The organism is Flavobacterium sp. AC274 (assembly GCF_979258275.1).
Genome location: NZ_OZ409852.1, coordinates 2,635,903 through 2,659,463, shown reverse-complemented (window position 1 = coordinate 2,659,463; position 23,561 = coordinate 2,635,903). Strand labels below are relative to the sequence as shown.

General features: G+C 34.9%; 12 protein-coding genes and 2 pseudogenes. All 14 read right to left on the bottom strand.

Annotated elements, in window-relative coordinates; genetic code table 11:
- Positions 1–151: 151 nt before the first annotated feature.
- The 14 genes and pseudogenes from ACZZZT_RS12180 to ACZZZT_RS12115 all read right to left on the bottom strand — a co-directional run bounded on the left by ACZZZT_RS12180 (position 152) and on the right by ACZZZT_RS12115 (position 23,559).
- Positions 152–1,787: pseudogene (locus tag ACZZZT_RS12180) on the bottom strand (sodium:solute symporter family transporter).
- Between the two features lie 56 nt (positions 1,788–1,843).
- Positions 1,844–2,986: an acyltransferase family protein gene (locus ACZZZT_RS12175; protein ID WP_463460553.1), complete on the bottom strand. Its 1,143-nt coding sequence runs from the start codon at positions 2,984–2,986 to the stop codon at positions 1,844–1,846.
- Positions 2,987–3,075: 89 nt separating this feature from the next.
- A complete protein-coding gene (gene lacZ, locus ACZZZT_RS12170; protein WP_463460552.1) occupies positions 3,076–6,216 on the bottom strand; it encodes a beta-galactosidase, LacZ type in 3,141 nt (1,046 codons plus the stop codon).
- A 43-nt stretch (positions 6,217–6,259) separates the two neighbouring features.
- The gene (locus tag ACZZZT_RS12165) at positions 6,260–7,138 is read right to left on the bottom strand and encodes an inositol oxygenase family protein (protein ID WP_463460551.1); all 879 of its coding nucleotides are present in this window, start codon (positions 7,136–7,138) and stop codon (positions 6,260–6,262) included.
- Between the two features lie 832 nt (positions 7,139–7,970).
- The gene (locus ACZZZT_RS12160; protein WP_463460550.1) at positions 7,971–12,005 is read right to left on the bottom strand and encodes a hybrid sensor histidine kinase/response regulator; all 4,035 of its coding nucleotides are present in this window, start codon (positions 12,003–12,005) and stop codon (positions 7,971–7,973) included.
- Positions 12,006–12,058: 53 nt separating this feature from the next.
- A complete protein-coding gene (locus ACZZZT_RS12155) occupies positions 12,059–13,888 on the bottom strand; it encodes a metallophosphoesterase family protein (RefSeq protein ID WP_463460549.1) in 1,830 nt (609 codons plus the stop codon).
- A gap of 245 nt (positions 13,889–14,133) precedes the next feature.
- Positions 14,134–14,906, bottom strand: a pseudogene (locus ACZZZT_RS12150) (DUF4861 family protein).
- A 442-nt stretch (positions 14,907–15,348) separates the two neighbouring features.
- Positions 15,349–15,915: a hypothetical protein gene (locus tag ACZZZT_RS12145; protein ID WP_463460548.1), complete on the bottom strand. Its 567-nt coding sequence runs from the start codon at positions 15,913–15,915 to the stop codon at positions 15,349–15,351.
- A 13-nt stretch (positions 15,916–15,928) separates the two neighbouring features.
- Positions 15,929–17,413 carry a glycoside hydrolase family 92 protein gene (locus tag ACZZZT_RS12140; RefSeq protein WP_463462419.1) on the bottom strand — a complete coding sequence of 495 codons (1,485 nt, stop codon included), beginning with the start codon at positions 17,411–17,413 and terminating at the stop codon, positions 15,929–15,931.
- Positions 17,414–17,427: 14 nt separating this feature from the next.
- Positions 17,428–18,105, bottom strand: a complete 678-nt coding sequence (locus ACZZZT_RS12135) for a hypothetical protein (RefSeq protein WP_463460547.1) — start codon at positions 18,103–18,105, stop codon at positions 17,428–17,430.
- 212 nt (positions 18,106–18,317) lie between these two features.
- Positions 18,318–19,316, bottom strand: coding sequence for a glycoside hydrolase domain-containing protein (locus tag ACZZZT_RS12130; protein ID WP_463460546.1), 999 nt, complete (start codon positions 19,314–19,316; stop codon positions 18,318–18,320).
- Complete coding sequence (locus ACZZZT_RS12125) at positions 19,253–20,635, bottom strand: glycoside hydrolase domain-containing protein (protein WP_463460545.1); 1,383 nt, start codon at positions 20,633–20,635, stop codon at positions 19,253–19,255. The genes ACZZZT_RS12130 and ACZZZT_RS12125 overlap by 64 nt, the downstream gene beginning before the upstream one ends.
- A gap of 281 nt (positions 20,636–20,916) precedes the next feature.
- Positions 20,917–22,530 (bottom strand): RagB/SusD family nutrient uptake outer membrane protein, encoded by a 1,614-nt coding sequence (locus tag ACZZZT_RS12120; RefSeq protein WP_463460544.1) that lies wholly within the window; start codon positions 22,528–22,530, stop codon positions 20,917–20,919.
- Positions 22,531–22,548: 18 nt separating this feature from the next.
- A complete protein-coding gene (locus ACZZZT_RS12115; protein ID WP_463462418.1) occupies positions 22,549–23,559 on the bottom strand; it encodes a TonB-dependent receptor domain-containing protein in 1,011 nt (336 codons plus the stop codon).
- Between the last annotated feature and the right edge of the window lie 2 nt (positions 23,560–23,561).

The following is a 23,561-nucleotide window of genomic DNA, read 5'->3' as shown; positions in this document are numbered from 1 at the left end:
TTGTTTTTATGCCACAAAGACACTAAGTCGCTAAGCTTTTTCTCTACAGTTTCTTTCAATAAACTTTGCGCCTCAATCCTTTGCAAGCAATTTTCAATTTATTCTTTTTAAATAAACTTTGAGCCTTTGTGGCTTTGTGGCAAAATAAAAATTACCAGAAAACGGTATATAAAGCCACTAATATTCCGCAGATAATAAATGATCCTACAATAAACTCTGATGACACTTTAAACATCGAATTATCGACTTCTATTTTATGTATTTCAGCCTCTACTTCAGACACTGGTTTTGCCAGACTAAGACCAACCATTATAAACACAATTAAGAAGAAAACAATAGTCATTCGGTCTAAGAAAGGATAATCAGGAAAAGCGCCATCTGTCCACATCGGCAGGAATTTCAATATAGCAGCAAGCGGCACTGTTAATAATGCACCTGCAAGTCCGGCTGATGGTGTTGTTTTTTTCCAGAACATTCCCAATAAAAAACCGCTAAAACTCCCGGTGAAAAGAACCCAACATATTCTTGTATAAACTGATAAGCCTGATCTAATGATTTTAATGCCGGCGCTACAATTGCTGCGATAATCATGCAGACCACCACACACCATCTTCCTGTACGTACCAGCTTTTTTCTGTTGCCTGCGAATTGAAATATTTTTTATAAATATCTAAAGAAAATATAGTCGAAATACTATTGGCTTTTCCTGCCAAAGAAGCTACAATTGCTGCTGTCAAAGCAGCTAAAGCTACACCTTTTAATCCCGCAGGAAGTAAATTCATTAAAGTTGGATACGCCTGATCTGGTTTTAAAACTCCAGCGGCATCAACCATTTCCTGTTGAAACATTCCGTTTGAATGCATTACGAACATTGCGATACCCGGTAAAACGGCAATAATTGGAACTAATAATTTTAGAAAAGCGGCAAATAAAATTCCTTTTCGGGCTGTTTTTAAATCGGCTCCTAAAGCTCTCTGAACAATATATTGATTGCATCCCCAATACGCCAGATTATTGATTAACATACCTCCGATCAAAACAGACATTCCCGGCAGTTCACTATAATGCGGATTTGACTTTTCTAATATCATGTGCAAATGTCCAGGCGCTTCATCAGCAATAATAGCCAGTCCTTTTATAATGTCTTTTCCAAAACCAAACTGATCCGAAAGTAAAGTCAATGCTAAATAAGTGGTTACTAATCCGCCTAAAATTAATACTATAACCTGAAACATATCCGTATATCCAATTACTTTCATTCCCCCTAAAGTTACAATCACGGAGAATAAACTCAGCGCAATAACACAAAACTGAAAACTTACAGGAGCAATTGATGAAATAGCCAATGCACCTAAATAGATTATAGAAGTAAGATTTACAAACACATAAATTAAAAGCCAGATAATAGCCATAATGGTACTTACTGTTCCGCTGTATCTTTTGGCCAGAAACTGCGGCATGGTAAATATTTTATTCTTAAGATAAATGGGTAAAATAAACATCGCCACAATAATTAATGTGGCGGCAGACATCCATTCGTAAGAAGCAATCGCAAGTCCGATGGCAAATCCCGAACCACTCATACCAATAAAATGTTCTGCTGAAATATTAGAAGCAATCAAAGAAGCTCCAATTGCCCACCAAGTAAGCGATCCCTCGGCTAAAAAATATTCGTTGGAACTGGTTGCTGCGGTTTTCTTGCTTCTGTAAATATACATTCCATAAGCCGTGACTATGACAAAGTAAATAAAGAAAACAATGTAATCTGCGGTTTGTAATACATTCATAATAGTGTGGTTATTGTGTGGTTAGTTAGTAAAATGTATTTAAATTTGAATGTCTCTCAAATTTTTAGAAACCATTTTCTTTTATATAGAAAATAAAGTAACAGAAGCTGTACAACGGTTACTGATAAAGCAGCAAAAAAAGGCTGCCATACAAGCGGCGTAAAATTGATAAGTCCGCCAAAAACATAATCTGCAGTGTGTTTAAAATCAACTAAACCTTCGGCAGCGATGTAAATTAAAATAGAATTTGAACCGATTAATATTAATGGAAATGCCCATTTATGAAATCCAAAAAAATCAATTATCAAATAAAAAAAGACAAAAAATAAAATGCTAAATCCTCCAACAAAACACACAAATGAACTTGTCCATAAATGTTTATTGATTGGGAAATTAATATCCCAAAGCAATCCTGCCATAATCAGAACCAATGCCGTAAGAGCCATTAAAAGCAATTTTACTTTTATAGAAAAAGAGAATTTTGCTTTTAAAAATGTTCCTGTAAAAACACCTAATAATGCTGTAGCAATAGCAGGTATGGTAGAAAATATTCCTTCCGGATCATAAACCGTACTGTGCAGTCTGCCTGGTAAAAGCAAACGATCAATATATCCTTCCAGTGATCCTTCTTTGGTCAAAACTCCTGCGCCAAAGTCGGGAACAGGAATCCATTTCATTGCGGCATAATAGCCAATCAAAATACCGAAAAACCAGATTAATTGTTTTTTAAAATCAAAATTTAAATAGATAATTCCGGCAAAAAACCAAGCCAGTCCAATTCTTCCTAAAACACTTGCGAAACGTGTATGATCAAAACCATCAAATCGCAATATTCCATTTACCACAAAACCTAAAACCAGTAAAATACAGGTTCTCCTGAGCATTGATAAGTATATTTTTCGCTTTTCGTTACTTGGTAATTCCTGCGGCGTTTTTACACCGGCAAGCTGCATTTTCTTTTCAAAAGAATAGGGCATTGAAACTCCTGCCACAAATAGAAACACAGGAAAAATCATATCGTAAAACGTAATTCCATTCCATTCTGCATGATGCAATTGCGATGACATCCAGATAAAAACGGGAATTGGGGCAGCTTTGGCCAGAGCATGAATTATGTGTTCTCCGCTCATAATCCAAAACATAACAAATCCGCGAAGCGCATCCAAAGAAATTAATCTTCCTTTTGTAGTGTTACTCATTTTTTAGTATTCAGTGGTCGGTTGATAGTTTTTTTTAGTATTCAATCTAGTCCCAGTTTTCAGTACAAATGAGACTGAAAACTAAAAACTTATTCAATTGGTTTTATGACAAATCCGTAGCTGTATTCATTTTGAGTCAATACATACTGTTCGTGCGGAGGTAATCCCCAGCTGTTGTCTCCTCCTAATCCGCGCTGGGTTAAGTCTACACAAACCACTACTTCTTCTCTTGGTGTGATATCACTGGAATGAATGTTTTTCTTAGAAATTCCTCCGTCAAAATCACTCGGATAATTATTTAAAGCACTCATACATAAAGGTTGCAGACCTTTTATTTCCAGGCCATTTCCATTATTGCCTGACAACTTAAACCAGCGTATATCGGTCTTGTATCCATTTTCTTGTGGGCGTGTATAAGGCACATATTGGTCTGCAACTTTACTGTAATAAATTCCTTTGAATGAACTGGTTTTTCTATCTGAATAATTTTCTAACGGTCCTCTTCCGTAATAATCCAGATTTTCTAATGTGTTTTTTAAGGTGAAAATCATTCCGAAACGCGGGATTTCCGGCACCGGATTATTGCCTTTTTTATAAGATGCTTGAATTTCTAAAGCACCGTCATTTCCTAATGAATATTTAATTGTATAATCAGAAGCAACATCATTCAGTTTTATTTTGGCAACGATATATTGCTTTCCGTTTTCCTCTGTCTGCTGAATGCTTTCCAGACTCGTATTTTTACCGGCAGTTCTCCAAACATTCGTTCTAATCTGCATTTTATTTCCAATATCATTATCCGTTGGTGCTCTCCAGAAATTTGGTTCAGGATATTGTTTAAAATATTCCTTCCCTTTTAAGCTGTAATACGAAATCAGTCCTGTTTTTTTGCTGATTTTCACCACAACATTCTCTGATGTCAACACAAACTGCTCTTTTTCGTCCTGAATTTTAGCTGCATTTACTTTTTCTGATTTTGCAAAATAGTTGGCGTCTTCGATAACAAACTGTTCTTTGGCAATTTCAAAATGCTGTGGCAGTAATTCAGAACTTGTTTTCGTGTATGCAAAGACATTCAATAAATATTCTGTCCCTTCTTTTGATTGTAATTTTGGTAAATCAAGCTTAAACTGTTTTTTTGTTTTAGGGTCTAAAGCAACATTAATTGTTCCTTCTTTAAGTACTTTTCCGTTTTCTAAAACCTCATATTTAAAGTTGTATTTATTCAGATTTGTAAATCCAAAATCGTTAATAATTTCGATCACTCCATTTTTGATATCAACTGCATTAAATAAAATATCCTGATAGACTTTTTTTACTTCAAATGCTCCGGGATGCGGTGTTCTGTCAGGAAAAACCAATCCGTTATGGCAAAAATTTTCATCATTTGTATAGTTCTGACTTCCTAAATCGCCGCCATAAGCCCAATATTTTCTGCCAACTTCATCTGTTGTTTCAAATCCCTGATCTACCCAATCCCAGATAAAACCACCCTGCATATTTTTGCTTCCGCGAATGATATCCCAGTATTCCTGAAAATTACCACTGCTGTTTCCCATCGCATGCGAATACTCACACATGATATAAGGGCGCGTAACTTCTTTACGTGCCGCATATTCTTTCATGTATTCTATTGTTGGGTACATTGGGCAAACGATATCGGTATTTTCATTTTCCTTTGCCTGCTCAAACTGAACTAATCTTGTATTGTCTCTTTTTTTGATCCATTTGTAGGCTTCGTGAAATACAGGCCCATTGGCACTTTCATTACCTAATGACCAAAGAATTACCGATGGCATATTTTTATCTCTTTCAACAAGACTATAGATTCTATCCAGATGTGCTTCTCTCCATTCCGGAAGATAACCCGGATTAGTTTTTGGGTTCATCCAAATTAGAGGTTGTCCCTCTACTCCCATTCCATGACTTTCGATATTGGCTTCATCTACCAAAAACAAACCGTATTTGTTACATAGTTTTACCCATAAAATATTGTTTGGATAATGACTGCAGCGCACTGAATTAATGTTCAGCTGTTTCATCATTTTGATGTCTTTCATCATCGTAGCTTCGTCCTGATAATGTCCCGTTTCCGGATTATGTTCGTGAATGTTTACGCCATGAACCATTAATCTAATTCCGTTTACCAATAATTGTCCGCCTTTTAATTCTACTTTTCTAAATCCTATTTGAGTGGAAACGGTTTCTACAATATCTCCTTTTGCATTTTTTAAGGTTAAAAGCAAAGTGTATAAATTTGGCGTTTCACTGCTCCATAACTTTGGATTGGAAACATTCTGAGCAAAATTTAAAGTCTGAATTTTTGATGCTTCAAAATTGACATTCAATTCTTTTGTAAATACATTTTTTCCCGAAGCATCTACCAATTTTGCTATTAATTTTTGATTGTTAACAGTAGTTGAAGTCAGGTTTTTTAAATTTACTTCTACATTTAAACTTCCGTTTTTGTATTTGGCATCTAAATCTGGTTTGGCAAAAAAATCTGAAATTCGAACATTATCTGTGCTGTACAAATACACATTCCTATCAATTCCAGACAGTCGCCACATATCCTGATCTTCCAGATATGAACCGTCACTCCATCTGTAAACCTCTACAGCTAAATCATTTTTTCCTGGTTTTAAATATTTAGAAATATCAAATTCTGCCGGACTTTTGGTGTTTTCAGTATACCCTACTTTTTCACCATTCACCCAAATATACATAGCTGCTGTTCCTGCTTCAAAATGAAGAAAAACATGTCGGTTTTTCCAGTTTTCAGGCAAAACAAAATCTTTTTTATAAGACCCTACAGGATTATCCCAATGATTGATAAAAGGTGGGTTTTTCTCAAAAGGATACGTAATATTGGTATAGATTGGCACGCCGTAACCATTCAGTTCCCAGTTGGAGGGCACCTGAAGTTCCTTCCAATGCAGTGTACTGAAATCTGTTTTGTAAAAATCCTTCGGGCGCTGATCTGGTGTTGGCGACCACGCAAATTTCCATTGACCGTTTAGAGAAAAATACCACGGAGAGTTTTCATATTTATCGCTTATTGCAGAAGTTTCGTCTGCATAAGGAAGAAAAGCAGCTCGCGCCGGCTCTCTGTTAATTTGAAATACTTGAGGATTTTCCCAATCGTTACGATCTTGTTCCTGAGCCGAAACAAAAGTTCCGTAAAGTACCAGCAGGGTTAATAAAAATATTTTGGTTTTGATTTTATGCATTATTTTGGTTTTAGATAGCTTTCAAATGAAATTTTTGATATTTCTAGAACTTCAATTTCTCAGGCAAATATTTAGCAACTAATTCTTTATAGTAAGGAAGTAATGCTTTTACATCTGGTTTAACCGGTGCTTTAGTGTATAAATCATACGGATTGAACTTTCTTACCCAATCAAACATTTCTATGTCTTTTTCATTCATTAAATGAGCGTACGCATTTTCTTTATGCTGTGAATAAAAAGAATGATAACGAATCATGTATAAAGCCGGATCCGGAAGATAATCTTTCATAATCTGATACAAATATTCGTCATGACCCCAGCTCATTTTTACCTTATCCAATCCGCAGTTTTGAGTGTAAACACCAAATTTGGTATTGAATCTTTCATCTGTATAATCGGGGTTTTCTTTAAAAAATTCTGAATAAACAATTTTATCTGAGTAAGCACATCCAACCGGAAATGTATCACCTACAACTGCCCACTGCGGTTCTCCGAACAAACATAAAATTTTACCTAAATCATGGATAAATCCCGTTAAGACAAACCAATCCGGGTGACCGTCTGCTCTAATGGCTTCAGAAGTCTGCAAAAGGTGTTGTGTCTGATCTAAATCTATATCTGGGTCGCTGTCGTCTACAAGCGTATTTAAAAACTCAACTGCTTCCCAGATTGACATTTCTTTTTTATTAAATTGTAAAAATTCTGCTTCTTTATTACAAACAAAATCATAGGTTTGGTAAGTATGATTGATTCTATAAAATTCCTTAACCGTTTCTACTCTTTCCGAATCGACATAATTCCTGAATTCTTCTTTTTGTTTTTCGGGCGTACTTTCAGAAGGATCAGGATATCGCAATAACAAATCATCTTCCCATTCATCTAAATTATTCAACGGATTATCTGTATCTATATGCTTTTTCATAATGCTAAAAATTAAAAGTTATAAAGACAAAAATAGAATTACCTATACCGTTCAAAATGGATTAATACATCAAAAACATGGATAATTTTTATTATTGTAGGATTTTTACAAATATTTAGCTGATTATTTTGGTGTGTTCCCAAGGTTTCAATCACGGGAGACATAGCAGGAGAAATTAGATTACGGATATGCATTGCGTTCCCGCGGTTGAAACCGCGGGCAATGTTTTGAATATTGAAATGAAAGGTTGAGGAATCCCATTTCAAACATAGCCCGCGGTTTCAACCACGGGAGACATAGCAGGAAAAATTACATTGTGGATATGCATTGCGTTCCCGCGGTTGAAACCGCGGGCAATGTTTTGAATATAGATATGAAAGATTGGGAAATCCCATTTCAAATATAGCCCGTGGTTTCAACCACGGGGACATAGCGGGAAAAATTACATTATGGATATGCATTGCGTTCCCGCGGTTGAAACCGCGGGCAATGTTTTGAATATTGAAATGAAAAGATCACGAAATCCCATTTCAAATATAGCCCGTGGTTTCAACCACGGGAGACATAGTTTGAGAAATTACATTATGGATATGCATTGCGTTCCCGTGGTTGAAACCACAGGCTATGTTTTAATATTGAAATGAAAAAATTACGGAATCGAATTTCAAATATAGCCCGTGGTTGAAACCACGGGAGACATTTGGGAAAAATTAGATTGTGGATATACATTACGCTCCCGCAGTTGAAACCGCGAGCTATGTTTATGCTTAGGATATCTTTGTCAAAATTTTAATCTTTGACAAAGATTCGGTCTCAATAGAAAATGGGAAAATTAATTAATCAGCTTACTAGGCGGGAAACCAAACTGTTTTTTAAAGCATCTGCTGAAATATAAAGGATCATTAAAACCTACTAAATTCGTTACTTCTGAAACATTGTACTTTTTAGTTTTGAGTAGTTCTGCTGACTTTTTTAAACGAATCGTTCTGATAAATTCGTTTGGAGCCAAATCAGTCAGTTCTTTAATTTTTCTGTATAATTTTGAAGAACTAACGCCCAGTTTATCACATAAAAATTCTGTCGAAAGATCTACTTCGCTTAAATTATCATTGATCAGATTCGTCACTTTAACCATAAATTCTTCATCAATTGGCGAATGTGTCAGCATGCTGATCTTACCTTCTACTTCTCCGGAGAATTTTTGTTTAAGCTCTAACCTTGATTTGATCATGTTTTCGATAACCGTTTTAAGCAATAATGGTTCAAAAGGTTTCACTAAATAACCATCAGCTCCCATGTCATAGCCTTTTACTTTATCCATATTTTCAGAAAGTGCAGTAAGCATCACAACCGGAATATGGCTTATGAATTCATCATTTTTTAATTGTTGACAAAACTCCAGTCCGTCCATAACAGGCATCATAACATCGGTAACGCATAAAATTGGCTTAATTTGTCGGCAGATTTTCAAACCTTCTTCTCCATTTTCAGCGTCATAAACTTTGTAATAATCAGATAAATAGTCAACCAGATATTTTCTAAGTTCGCTGTTATCTTCAATTACTAATATTTTTTCTTTTAAATCTGTGTTTTGAATGATTTTCTTAGCCGCTTTTTCTGGAATAAGCATACTCAAACTGTCATTTTTAAGCGCATATTCAAACACCTCTTTATGCTCGTAAGAATCACGGTCAATCGGAATTTCAACTCTAAATGTGCTTCCCTTTCCTGTTGTACTTTCAACAGAAATAATTCCTTTATGAATTGCTACTAAAGATTTTACCAATGACAAACCAATACCCGATCCTGTATTATGGGCTTTACTGTTTGTTGCCTGATAAAATCGTTTGAAAATTTTATCCTGGCTTTTTAAAGGAATTCCAATTCCGTCATCGGTTACTTCGATCACTAAAATATCTTCAACCGTATCTTTCAGCCTAATGTACAAGTCTACATTCCCGTTTTTATTGGTAAACTTTAATGCATTCGACAAGAGATTGTACAGGATTTTATCATACTTATCATTATCCAGCCAACCGTTTATTTCATCATCTTCGGTAATAAAATTGAGCTTAATCTTTTTATCATAAGCCATTTCCTTAAAGGAGTCAAAAATATTTTTTGAATAAGCCAGAATATCGGTTTTAGTAACTTTTAGTTTTAATTCACCGGACTGCGCTTTTCTAAAATCTAATACCTGATTTACCAGATTCAGTAATCTGCTGGCATTTTGATAAATTAAATTATATCTGCTTTTTTCATAATCCGTTGCGTTACTGCTTTCATCCAAAAGCTGTTTGGCCGGACCTAAAATAAGCGTTAACGGCGTTCTTAATTCATGCGAGATATTGGTGAAGAAACGTAATTTCTCATTATTCAATTTAACGTCGTGTTCTCTGTTTACTTTTTCGGTAAGCAGTTCTTGTTTTAAACGAATTCGGTTTTTGATTTCTTTTCTAATGAAATAAAAAACACCAAATAAAAGGGCAAGAAACAGTATAAAAGAAATGGGTGTCAACCAAAAAGGCGGCAGGATTTTTATTTTATATGAAACTGTTTTGCTCCAATATCCGTCGCTGTTGCTTGATCTTATTTTAAAAACATAATTTCCGGGATAAAGATTTGTATACTGAACTATTCTTGACGTACTATTAACTGTAATCCATTGCTTATCAAAACCTTCCAGCATATATTGAAACTTATTCAGCTTTTCGTTTGCAAAAGACGGAGCTGAAAACTGAATCGAAAAATCGCGGTTCTTATGGGTAAGTTCTATTTCATTTCCATAATTCAAATCTTTTGAAAGCGGAATTTCTCCATTAATCTCCATTTCCGGGAAAACTTCTTCATTCTGAATTTTAAATTCAGAAATCACGGGTAACGGCGCCCATTTGTTTCTTTTCATTGCGGGAGGCGAAAAAGAAATAATTCCATTTTTACCTCCCAGAAAAATATTCGAATTATTAAAGTAAAAAAAGCCGCTTGAACTAAAAACGTCCAATCTGTTACCGCTGTTTACATGATAAATACTGATATCCCTTAAATTAGCTTTAACAAAAGCAATATTATTATTATTGATATTCAGCCACAAATTTCCTTCTGTATCTGATAAAATATCAGTAATCCATTTGCCCGAAAGTTCTTTAAGATTCTTTACCGGTTCAAATTCGTTTTTTTTCGGATCGTATAAACACAGTCCAAAACGTGTTGACGCCCATATTTTACCTTTTGCATCAACCAAAACGTCACTCACATTTTCATCATGAGGAACTCCTTTTTCTTTGATAAAAAGCGACGAATAGGTTTCTATTTTTCCAGAATTGATATTGTATTTTACAACTCCGGTTTCTGTGGCAAACCAAACATTATTTTTAGCATCTCTTTCAATTGCATTAATCTGAAAGTCTGGTAAAAGTTTACTTGATGTTTCTACTTGCAGCGTTTTGGTGTTCAAAATTACTGCGCCTTCTCCAAAAGAACCTACTATCATCGAATCGTCTGTAATCTTTGTAAAAGCAAAAACAGGGGATTTTTCAAATCCTGCCTTAATTTCTCTGGAAGAATTTGTACTGTAATTGTACACTAATATATTTCCGTCCCAAAGACCACAATAAAAGATTTTACCGTCGTCAGAATAAATACTGGCAATATCTTTTCCTGTGTTATGTAAAGGAGTTGAGCCTTTTGTATTTGAAATAAAAAGTCCGTTATGGTAAGTCGCCACAATCACTTTTTGGTCATACGTTTTAGCAAAACCTCTAATACGCGGTGCCTGATTACCTATAGAACGTGAAATATCTTTGTTTAAAGTGAACTGATTTTCATAAGGATCATATTTATCCAAACCATCTTCTGTCCCGATCCATAAAACTCCGGAAGCATCAAAATAAAGTGCTGAAATTAAATTATCTACAAGCGAAGTATCATCTGATAAAATAGAATAATACCATTTATAATTTCCTTTCTGAATATCTTCTAATTGATTACAAACCAGCAATCCGCCTAAAGTTCCAACCCAGTATTTTCCATCGGGAGCGTGTGCAACCGATAAAAAATAAGGTCCTAAAGCGCCTCTAATCTGTTTGCTTTCTATATATAAATTGACAAATTGATCACTGGTTTTATCAAGTTTATATAAACCTTCACGGGTTCCGACAAAAATATCCGACTTGGCATCTTCGTAAATAAAATTAATATATGGATTTTTTATGTTGGAATACGGAACAGAAAGCGTATAATTATTAATTCGTACAATTGCTCCTTTAGCATCCATTGTTATTTTTGCGATACCTGATTTTTCGTAACTGCCAACCCAGATATTGCCTTTTTTGTCTTCAAAAATTTCTTTTACATAATCAAAACCTTTAAGCTTAATTTTTTCGAATCGGTTTTCTTTCAGGAAAAACAGATACATACCTTTTGTTTTGGTACCCACCCAAACCCTTTTAAATTTATCCACATAAACCGATCTTACTTCATCATCGGGCAGACTGTTTGGGTCTTCTTTTTTATGAAAAAAGGTCGTAAAAACATGCGTGTCCATCTGGAAAAGTGTCAGTCCTTTTCTGGTACCAATCCATAATTGATTTGAAGCTTCATCAAGTTCCAAAGCCGTGATATCATCATTGTACAATTTATTTTTTCCCGGAGTAGAACTCATGTAATTTTTGAACTGATAACCGTCGAAACGATTTAATCCTGAGAACGTTCCAAACCACATGAAACCTTTTTTATCCTGTACAATATGGCGTACCGAATTATGAGACAATCCGTTATTGTCATTATAATGCGCAAATTTTATATTCTGTGAATAAGAATGATAAAAAAGGGCAAAAAATAAAAATAGTGCAAAAGATTTTTGTCTCATCGAAATAAATTATAAATGCAATTTAATCTTTTTTGATTTAATAAATATCAAAATTATTTAACAGATAAATTATCAATTTTGTTATTTTTCAAATCAATCATAAAATGATCGGAAGGATCGCCGTTCATGGTTTTCAAGAATATTTCTGCCCATAAAATCAGTTTTGGATCATTTGATTTTTTTAACTGACTGCAAACCAATTTATATTGCTTTAGTCTCTTGTTTCCAATTTCTGGAAAGGCCAATTCATCAGCACTTTTTAAACGGTAAAAATCGAAAATCATATCAAAACCCGTCCATAATTCAAAATCAGAAATAGTCAGGGAATTTGATTTCAAATCTTTATCCGTTTCTGATGCATTTTTATTTATTTCTAATAATTTTTTTCCTGAAAGATTTACTATTGATTTTAAAAAATCGGCAGGAAAATCTTCGGGTAAAAATCTTAAACGAACTAATTCTTTTAAATGCCAGCTCGTAAATGCTGCATAATCCTTTGCTTTTAAAATCTCTTTATTCCAAATATGCTCGCTTTTACTGTTCTGTAAATGAGCATATTCTTCTTCATAAAAAGGAAATAAATTATTGAAATTAGGCACTTTGCCAATTACAACTGTTTCAACCTCAAGTTCAGAATCAGAATGAATCGTTAGTATTTTATACGCCGGCATATAAGCTGCGAGCGAAGGCGTTTGAATATTAAACAATGTATTTCCTTTTGCCGATGTTCTTACGCCCGTATCGTTAATGTGCATGTGTCCGCCAAAGTGAATCTGAATCCCTGCATCTGCAAATTGCTGCGCTACTTCTTCGTCTGGAACTCGTTGCAGCTGCATTTTATCGGCACCAAATAACTGTTTTAATTCCGGCGAGGCATTGTCGTTAAATTCAACCATCGGGTAATGACTAAAAGCGATCAGTATTTTCCCTTCTTGTTTCGCTTCCGCGGAAACCTTCTTTACCCAGTTTAATAAGTGACTTTTATAAATCAGAACGTTATTATAACCTGTATTGGCTCCCGAAAAATCATGCGGATCATCTTGTTTTCCTGATAATTTATCGTTTGGAACATACGCATTGGCATCTATAGCCAAAAGCCAGATTCCTTTAATTGGTTCAACCACATAACTGGCATCCGGAAGATATAGATTGGTGTTTTTAATTAGATACGTTCTTTTTTCTAAAACAGATTCTTTTAAAGCGTCTTCAAAATTGTATTGTTCATACGTGTAGTTTGAAAAAGGTGTTTCCCAATACAAATCGGTCTTTTTTGGAAAAAAACCAAAATCTCTCATTTCCTGAATGGTTTCTTTATAACCCCAGTTTTTTATATCGGAAGTAATAATGGGTTCGAGTTCGCTTTTATTTTTATTGAGATTATTTTTCGAACTGCTAATGATCTGCTCTTTTCCATCTTTGCCTAAAAAATCGGTTTTAGCGGCATCTTGCAAAAATGGTCTTACAACATCATGATTACCAGTCGTAACAAAAAAATAGATTCCGTATTTTTGAGAATATTCGTTGAGTATTTTTCTCAATCCACGCACGTGAACAGGCTGTCCGTCGTCGCTAAAATCGCCCGGAAGTACGACCTGTTTAATGCCTCTTTTGACAATATCATTTAAAGCTTCTAAAAAGGCAAAATAATTTTCATTAAAAATTCTCGTAGAATGCAATTGAGCGTTCATCGTCCTGATATTGGCATATTCGCCTGTAACCGGATTTTTGATTCCCTGATAATTGCTATCTTCAAATTTGGCGAAAATATCTTGTAAATGAACATCGGCTATAAAAGCAATTTTAACTTCTTTTTTAGCCGTCTGCTGTGATTTGCAGGAATATAAAGAAAGTAATAGTACTATTATAGCCGATATTCTAAACATTTATTTTGTATTCTAATTTTTAATAATTATCTGTTACTTGTATTTTTTTTAGATTATACCGATTATATATCCATGAAATGTCCTTAAAATTAGACGCAGATTAAACAGATTCGCTAACGCGAAGACGCGGATTAAAACGGATTTTTATTAATCTTTTAAAAAATACAAATAGATTATCCGTTTTAACCCGCGTCTTTACGAAGTAAATCCGTTCAATCCGCGTTCTTACTTAAAGGATAATTCTATTACTTTTTAATATATGCTTCCAATTTATCTAAAGTGTTCAATTCTGTTTCTCTTGCGCTCGAAGAAATGATTTTTGTTTCTAATGTTTTTGTTGGTTTAGAGATTAACAAATACTGTGTTCCATCATCTGTAGTTTTTTCATAATCTTTTGGATTGTATATAATTGCTGCTCCAATCTCTACGATTTCTGCTGCAACATCTTCCGGATGTTTTCCCCAAACTGCAATATAATTGGTTCCTTTTTTAGTTCCAAAATCTTTAAAATAATTAATTCCTGTAGCAAATTGTACTTTTTCTCCGCTTAAGGAAACAGCTTCTACTTTAGCTTCTCTTTTACCGGAAAACACCGTTACACGAACTAAAATATCTACTTTTTTTCCTTTGTAAGGCACTCCTCTTGAAATCATTTCCATCCACGAAGTAGTATCTGTTTTTCCCACGCGTGCCAAACGATTTGTTACCGGATTTAAAGGCACCACTTTTTCTCCATCCCAAAGTTTTACACCTCCCAAACCTACGGTCGACGCTACTTTATAGTAATCAGCTCCCCATCCTTCTTTTTGCTGTTCCGGCGTTGGGTACCAATTTGCTTTTTTAACTCTAAACCGGGTTTAGCTTTAGAATAAACATCAATCGCTACTTTATCGCTGAAGTAAATTCTCAAAGCCATCCATTCATTTTCGACTGCAGGCCCGTGATGTCCAATTGTTTTATATAAATCTCCCGTTTCTGAACCAATATCTGTCAGATAGGTAATTTTATCAGACTTCATATACAAACTGGTATCTGTATTATTTTGTCCAAAACAAATGCAGCAAAAAAGTAAAGTGGTTAAGATTGATAATCTCATAATTTCAATTATTAATAGTTTAAAATTTAATTTTCGTAAATTTAAACTAACATTTCAATACTTTCACTATTACGCAAACGATTTCTCAATAAATAATCATTTTGTTATAAAAAAGGAGTAAATACAATAACAAAAACTAGATCGCAAAATGTTTTTGTATTTATTGTAAAGGATTCTTAATTATTTTTAACACATAGAAACATAGATTTTGATGCTTGTTAAGAGACGTTTCACTTGCATTAACAAATCCCGATGCTTCGGGACTATGTGTGAGAAACTAAGTTTCTTTTTGTCGTCTTTTCTACACAACTAAACTATGTTTCTATGTGTTGGATTCTTTTTTAATTACACCCAACGGGTTATATTATTTATCTGCTACTTTCACTAAAGTGAAGTTTATTCCTAAAGGATTCTTAGCTATTTTACAGATTAATGGATATTCTGCATTTTTTACAATCCACATTTCGGTTTCATCAATCTGTGCGATTACATGTAAAGCGTCGATTAATTTTCCGTCAATCGAAACACCGTTTTTGTCTTCATTTTTATCTAAAACATAAGTGGTGTTATTATAAACGAATGAACTATTTTTTACTAAATCCTGATATGCCGATCTTGAAATCATAAAAAAGGTTTCTGTAGGTTTTAAGTTTAAAACTGGGGCGTATTCTCCTTGGTTAAAACTTAAGGCATTTCCGTTTTTTACTGCTTCAGGAAGCATGACAATACTGCTTTTTACGCCTCTGGTTTCCAGTTTAAAAGTTAGTCCGTCACCTGCCGTTTGAGCTATAAGTGATAAAGTTCTGGTTTGGCCGTGCAGTTTGCAGACGTAATTTAGTTCTGTATTGTTTTTTAGTGTTGGAATGTAATTCTGCGCTGTTCCTTTTTGATAAACGATACAAAAAAGAATCATTAAAAATATATTTTTCATCTTGCTTATCATTTTATTTAGCTGGTGGTAAAATAGTAGTTCCCCAAGCCGAAGGTTTAGAGTCCATTTCTAAAACTAATTCTCCTCCGTTATTAATATCATCGTGTAAAATCCAAGCTTTGTTGTATGGTTTTCCGTTTAAAAAAGCGGCTTTTATGTATTTGTTTTTATCGCTCATTTTTTTTGCCGAAATAGTAAACTTTTTACCGTTTTCTAATTGCATGGTTGTTTCTTTTATCAAAGGCGTATTAATCAGATAATAAGGCTGTCCAGCATTTGGATATAATCCCATCATGTGAAATGCTAACCAGGAAGACATTGCACCAGAATCATCATTGCCCGGAAGTCCTTCTCTTGAAGTGTTGAAATTGTTTTTGATAATCGTTCTGATTCGGTCACTGCTCAAATACGGTTTCCCGATCCAGTGATACAGACAAGGCGTTAAAAACGAAGGTTCATTGGCCACATTATACAATTCTGAATTAAAGAAAGTATTCAATCTGTCTTCAAAAGCTTTTTCACCGCCTGATTTTCGAACCACTTCGGGAATATCATGCGGAATACTAAAGGAATATTCCCATGAATTTCCTTCGTAGAAAAACACACACCAATGGCAGACATACCAAGGCGATTCTATAATTACGGGCGTATATTTAAAAGTAGGTTTCTGGATTTTTGATTCTCCGAAAACAACATCATCCAGCCAGTTTCCGTCTTTGTCTTTTGGCATAATAAAACCTTTGGCTCCGTTATTTTCATAATCAGGACGCCATAAATTTTGCCAGCTGTCGGCTTGTTTGATGTATTGATTGTACAAATCTGTTCTGCCTAATCCTTTTGCTACAACGGCAATATTATAATCGTTGTAGGCATAATCGATTGTTCGGTTTCCTGCGCGGTCTGTGCCGAAGGGAACGTATCCTAATTTTAAATAATCTATTAACCCGCCCCTTCCTTCTTTTTCTTCATTTCCTCCCGGCGGAACTGTCGCATCTTTGAGCATTGCTGCAAGCGCTAGTTCGTAATCAATTCCTTTTAAGTTTTTTACAAAAGCATCTGCCAGAACAACCTCAGCATTTGAACCTCCCTGAGTTCTTCCGTTATCGTTACCACTTCTTCCTTCTGGCAAAAAGCCTTCACGCTTGTAAATATTGAGCATAGCATTGATAATTTCGACTTTACGTTTAGAATCTATCAGCGTAATTAAAGGGCTTGAAGTTCTAAAAGTATCCCAAATCGTATAAAAATCATCATAATACGGCTCGTCATTTGTCCATAACGGATTTTCTCCGGTTCTATCAACGGGCATAATCATTGTGTGATATAAACCGGTGTAGAACATTTTTTTATATTCATCTGAAGTGTCTGCAGAAAGCTGAATTCGACTTAATAAGTTTTCCCATTTATTTTCTAAGGTGGATAAAACGGTATTAAAATCCCAATGCGGAATTTCTACTTCTATGTTATTTTTTGCTTTTAATTCACTTAAAAAAGAGATTCCGATTTTGACATTCAGTTCTTCTTTTCCCCCGTTTCCGAAAGAAAGTAAAGCGGCTGTTTTTTTCCGGAATCAAATTGTACTTTTTGATTGCTGTAAAATTTCCCGTCTTTAAAGGTTACATATTTTGCAATCGGCTGATCGAAAACTGCCCAGAAATAAACCGTGTAAGCACGGCCGTTATTCCATCCGCCTCTTATTCTGCTGTAACCTCTCACTTCAGTATCCGAAACAATTTCGATCTGCGAACCTACAAACTGCTGTGCTTCTCTGGCATCAGGAATCTTTTCTTCTCCAAGAAAAAATCCCGGATCTATTTTTAATTCTTTTGATGTATTTTTTGGATAAGTGATACGGTAAAATGATACTTTTTCGCCTGTCGTGATTTCGGTTTTAATTTTATTTTCTTTGAAAATAGTTTCGTAGTAACCCAGTTTTACATTTTCTTCTGCTCTAAACGAAGTCTGATCCATTTTATCCAAAGCACCTGAAAATGGCATAATTTGAATGTTTCCGTATTTCGGCCCACCGCCTGTTCCGCTTACGTGTACTTGGCTAAAACCGGTTACTTCTTTTGGCATTGGCAGCCAGCCACTATTCGGACTCGAGGTACAATCCGGACTTGGTTTTACCATTCCGTATGGACACGACGGGCCGATAAAAACCCTGCCAACTCCTTCTGACCCGATCATTGGATCGACGTATTGATGAACGGTTTTCTGAGCGTTACTTGTAATTGTTGTAAGAAATGATATTCCTAAAAAAAGATAAACTTGGATGATATTTTCATTGTGGTTATTTCTTTGTTTTTTGTTTATGTGTTTAGTTATTTTTAATATTTCTCAAATAACTATATTTATATGTTTTTATGCGTTAATAGGGTTTTAACCCAACGTTATCTTTACTATTTTTCTAGCTTTGGCTGATCTGACATTTCTAAAATCAACTCACCTCCATTAGTAATCTCCTGATGTGAAAGACTGAATTTTGGCACTGCTTTCTGATTGAATTTGATATCCTTTATATACACATTTTCAGCGTTGTTATTATTGGCTTTGATGATAAATGTTTTGCCTGAATAATATTTCGAATTTAAGTCTATCGTGATTGTATTGAATATCGGACTTCCAATTTGATAAACAGCTTCTTGGTCTGTTCCTCCATTCATTTGAAATAAACCTAATTTAAGCAATACATTTAGACTTCCCATTAATCCCTGATCTTCGTCGCCGTTATAACCAGTTGCCGGAGATAATCCGCTGAAAGTTTCTTTTACTACATTTCTTGTCCAATACTGTGCTAAATCCGGCCTTCCTAATACTGTAAAAATATTGGATGTTTGTATGGAAGGCTGATTACCAAAATTTACAGGAATTCTGCTAAATTCCGGATGTAATTCTGCATCGTGCGATGTACCGGAAGTATACTTTTGTTTTTTGGCCGTTTCAAATTGGGCATTCAATTTTTCAACAGCTTTTTCTTTTCCTCCCATTAAAGTGGCTAAACCTTCAATATCATGCGGTACAAACCAAGTTGACTGCGCGCCATTCGATTCTATAAATCCATTTTCATATTGATAGGGATCGTAATTTTCACGCCATTTTCCTTCTACGTTTTTCGGACGCATCCAGCCTATTTTTACATCAAAAACATTTTGATAGTTTTTAGCTCTTTTGATGAAATAATTATAATCTTCTTCATGATTTAGTTTTTTAGCCAATTGCGCCAAAGTCCAATCCTGATAGGCATATTCTAAAGTCTGGCTTGTACCGTCTTCATGGCTTCCGAAATTGCCTTCGGGAAGCGGATAAGGCACATATCCTTTTTCTAAATAATATTTTAATCCACCGCCAATATTTGTATTATGCTCATATCCTGCTTTTTCCATAATACCTCCCGGCATATGATTTTTTTGAGGGCGGTATAAATCTCCTCTAAGTCTTCTTTTACAATTCCTTTTTGAATGGCGCTAACGATAAAAGGTGTTGCCGAAGCTCCGGTCATTACATAAGTATCATTTCCTCCTGAAGGACCACGCGGAATCATACCGCCGTCTTTGTAATACTGCATTAACGAATAGACAAATTCTTCCATAATTTCTGGATATACCAATCCCCAAAGATTATTAATTGTCCATTGTGCGCCCCAGAAAGCATCGGAATTGTAATGGTTGAATTTTGGTTTTCCGTCAGCATTTAAAGGCAATTGTCCGAGTCTGAATTTTTCTCCTGTATTATCCGGATAGGCTCCATTTGCGTCACTGATCATTTTTCTGCCTTGAAGGGCATGCCAAAGATCCGTGTAAAATCTTCTTTGGTCGGTTTGGGTTCCTCCTTCTATTTTAATTCTTCCCAATAAATCACTCCATACTTTTCTGGAATCGTCAACTGTTTTATTAAAATCCCAATGTGGTAATTCGGTTTCGATATTATTACCGGCATTTTCTATTGAAGTATAAGAAATACCAACTTTCATCAATATTTGTTCTTTCGTTTTATTAAAATTGACCAAATAATTACCTGTCAGATTATCTCTTTCTATGGAAGTAATCGGCTCGTTTGTTTTAATTTTAAAAAATACGGTTAATGGTTTTGGGCGTCTGAAATTGGTACTCAAAACTAATGAACCCGAAAGTTCATAATCATTGTTTTTTTCTAATTTGCCATTTGCATTTTCACAAGGCCCTAAAATAGTGTTCAAATTAAAAAGAACTGCTTTTTGTGCCTTTGTCGGAAAAGTATATTTATGAAAGCCAACTCTTGGCGTACTTGTTAATTCTGCCGTTATTTGATATCGATCTAATTTTATGGAATGATATCCCGGCGTTATGATTTCGTTTTGATGACTGAACTTAGAATAAAAATCTTTAAAAATTGTCTGTTTGTTTTCTGATGCAATTGTCACGGGCATAACTGATACGCCAGACATTTGCCATTCGTGAACGTGGCTGAAACCTTTAACTGTATCTGTAGTATATTTATAACCGCCGCCCCAATCGCCGTTAATTTCGGTATCGGGATTTAGATTTACCATACCAAACGGACGACTTGCTGATGAAAAGTAAAACCACCTGGAATTTTCGGTGTCCAACAACGGATAAACCATGTCTGATAACTGTTTCTTTTTTAAAGAAATAGTTTTCTGAGCATTGCACGACACTAAAAAAACAAGAGTTAAACCTATTCCAATGCGTCCTATTTTATAGATTTTATTTAGTTTCATTTATTCTGTTTGTATTGTTGGGACAATATTGTTTTAGACAGGATTTCATCGGATTATAATTCTCAAAACATTAGCTAAATGAATGTTACAAAGCTTAATCTTTCACTGCTTTCTCAAACGGCATTCGATTAAGCTTTGCTTTCATTCAAAAACAAAACTAAACTGATTCTTACGAGCAACTGAATAGACCAGTTTTTTAGTAAAAAAAGGAGAAGAATTTACGCTCCTCTCCTTTTCAAAATTAAAATTGGGTAACAATGCGTACTTACTAATTCTTATTTTTAATATCCATCATTCTGGATCAGAGCCGGGTTTAAAACCATAGCATTGGTTGGAATTGGGAATACACGGCGATAGGTATCTGCATTGGTTTTGTAACCCCATTGCCCTTCATATTTTCCGAAACGGATCATATCATTTCTATGCCATGCTTCCCAGGTAAATTCACGGCTTCTTTCTTTGTAAAGATCTTCTAATGTTACACCGCTTAATGCCGGAGATGTTGTACGATTAGAACGAACCATGTTTACTAATGCGTCTGCACTTTGTCCTATTGTTACGCTTCCTCCACGAAGGATTGCTTCTGCTTTCATTAAAAGAACATCTGAATAACGTAAGAAAGGAACATCATTTTTTTGATTACGATTTGTTGAAGTAGCATCCGGGTAAAATTTAATATTTCTGTAACCCATATTCCATGCAATTTCGTCGTTTCCAAGATCAAATAAAGGTTCACTTTGACGCGGTATAATATCCGGTGTTAAATTTACCTGATAGGTATATGCAGCTCCTCCATCAGATCCTGTATAAAATTGGTCATATCCTTTTTTGGTTGTTGTAACTGTTACTGGTGTAATACCGTCATTCATAAACTGAAGCCCGGTAAGCCATTGTTTATTTCGAATATCATTTACATCATCAAAATAAGCATAAAATTCAGGAAGGGTACTTCTTGGTGCACTTGGTGTAAATGAAAGACCAAACTTCGCTCTTTCAGAACGCGGTACATCATAACGTGAATGGTACATTTGTCCGTTGTAACCCACTGTAACAGCCGCCGGATCGTAAGGAACTGCAAAAATGAATTCTTTCATCAATGGTCCATTAGTTGGATAAAACATCTGAAGGTAAGTTGCTCTTGGCTCAACAACATATAAGCCCGAATTGATTACCTCATCGCAAGCTGCAATACATTCATTAACGCGTGATGCGCCTGTATATACCTCAGCGTTCAAATATAATTTAGCCAGCATTGCATTAGCCGTTTGCTTATTTGGTCTTCCGTAAGTGGCAACTCCCACTGCAGGATTTAAATTAGGAACGGCATTTTTTAATTCTTTTTCAATAAAATTAAAAACGTCTTTTCTCGGCGTTTTGGCATGAGACGAAAAATCTCCGTATAAAGTATCCAACGGTACATCTCCATAGCTGTCCATTAACATGTAATAAGAAATGGCACGCATTGTTTTTAACTCAGAAATCAATGTATTTTTATCTGCACCTTCAGGCATTGTCTGATTTAAAATTGAAATTGCCTGATTACTTGTTCCGATCACTTTAGACGACCAGTCCCAAAGACTTCCTATGATTCCATTATCTGCATTCCAATCATGGTAATGCATCGCAATATAGTTTCTGTTATCAAACCAGTTACCTCCTCTTGCAGGCAAAATAGCTTCGTCTGTAGATAAAGACTGAGACCACCACCAGGCAAATGAAAATTCACCTCGAAATGCTGCATAAACAGGTCCTGTTGTCTGAATGTATTGTGCTGAGTTTTGAGGAAATACTTCAGGTGTCAATTGTGTTGTAATAGGCACTTCAAGATCATCACAAGACCAGATTAAACCAGCCATAAGTACTGGGAGCCCTAAATATTTTAATATCTTTTTCATAATTTTTAGCATTTAATTTTAGAAGATCACATTTACACCAAACATATAAGTTCTGGTTTTTGGATAGAAGTTATTTGAATCTACACCAGGAGCTGTTCCTCCTTGTTCAACTTCCGGATCAATTCCTTTGTATTTGGTAATAACAAATACGTTGTTTACGGTTTGATAAATACGTACACTGTTTATATACCTTCCCACTTTACCAAAATTATATCCTAAAGTCATGTTGTCTAATCTTACATAGCTGCCGTCTTCTATAAAACGATCTGAATATTTATAAGAGTTTAAGTCATTTGGAGACTCATTTCCTGCATCAACTAAAATATTATTGGTCATTGCAGTACTAGGTCTGAATAAATCGGCACGAGTGGCATTGAAAATTTTATTACCAAAAACTCCTCTGAAGAAAATACTTAAATCGAATTTTTTGTATTGAAAATTATTTGCCCATCCTACTAATAGTTTTGGCTGTGCGCTTCCTGCATAATGATAATCTACTCCGTTTAAAGGCGTTGTAGTCAGAGCACCATTTTTATCGTAATACTGTGAAACTCCGTCAGCATTTTTTCCTGCATATTTCAATGTAAAGAATTGTCCTAAAGGTTTTCCTTCTTTAAAAATCTGTAAAGTACTTCCTGTTTGTCCGCCTCCGTCTGGCTGTACACGACGAATAGAATCTCCGCCAACAAAGAATGGACTGGTTAATTTTACGATTTCATTTTTATTGTGGGCCAAATTCAGATTAGTTGTCCAGCTGAAATTTGCTGTTTTAACAGGAGTTGTACTTAAACTAACCTCAATACCTTTATTAGACATTGTTCCTCCGTTTGCAACAATTGATCCTACTGGTACAAGCACCGGATTTACATTATAATTGAAAATCATGTCTGTTGTTTTTTTGTCGTACACATCAACAGAACCTGTTACTTTTCCTTTTAAGATTGAGAAGTCAACTCCAATATTTGTAGTAGCTGTTTTTTCCCATTTTAAATCAGGGTTAGCTGCCTGGTTAGGACCATAAGCACCAATTT

Excerpts from the sequence above, each read along its gene's own strand:
- ACZZZT_RS12125 (WP_463460545.1), bottom strand. The coding sequence starts at position 20,635 with ATGAAACTAAATAAAATCTATAAAATAGGACGCATTGGAATAGGTTTA.
- ACZZZT_RS12160 (WP_463460550.1), bottom strand. The coding sequence starts at position 12,005 with ATGAGACAAAAATCTTTTGCACTATTTTTATTTTTTGCCCTTTTTTAT.
- ACZZZT_RS12120 (WP_463460544.1), bottom strand. The coding sequence starts at position 22,530 with ATGAAAAAGATATTAAAATATTTAGGGCTCCCAGTACTTATGGCTGGT.
- ACZZZT_RS12145 (WP_463460548.1), bottom strand. The coding sequence starts at position 15,915 with ATGAAAAATATATTTTTAATGATTCTTTTTTGTATCGTTTATCAAAAA.
- ACZZZT_RS12135 (WP_463460547.1), bottom strand. The coding sequence starts at position 18,105 with ATGATCGGGTCAGAAGGAGTTGGCAGGGTTTTTATCGGCCCGTCGTGT.
- lacZ (WP_463460552.1), bottom strand. The coding sequence starts at position 6,216 with ATGCATAAAATCAAAACCAAAATATTTTTATTAACCCTGCTGGTACTT.
- ACZZZT_RS12130 (WP_463460546.1), bottom strand. The coding sequence starts at position 19,316 with ATGCCGGGAGGTATTATGGAAAAAGCAGGATATGAGCATAATACAAAT.
- ACZZZT_RS12175 (WP_463460553.1), bottom strand. The coding sequence starts at position 2,986 with ATGAGTAACACTACAAAAGGAAGATTAATTTCTTTGGATGCGCTTCGC.
- ACZZZT_RS12165 (WP_463460551.1), bottom strand. The coding sequence starts at position 7,138 with ATGAAAAAGCATATAGATACAGATAATCCGTTGAATAATTTAGATGAA.
- ACZZZT_RS12155 (WP_463460549.1), bottom strand. The coding sequence starts at position 13,888 with ATGTTTAGAATATCGGCTATAATAGTACTATTACTTTCTTTATATTCC.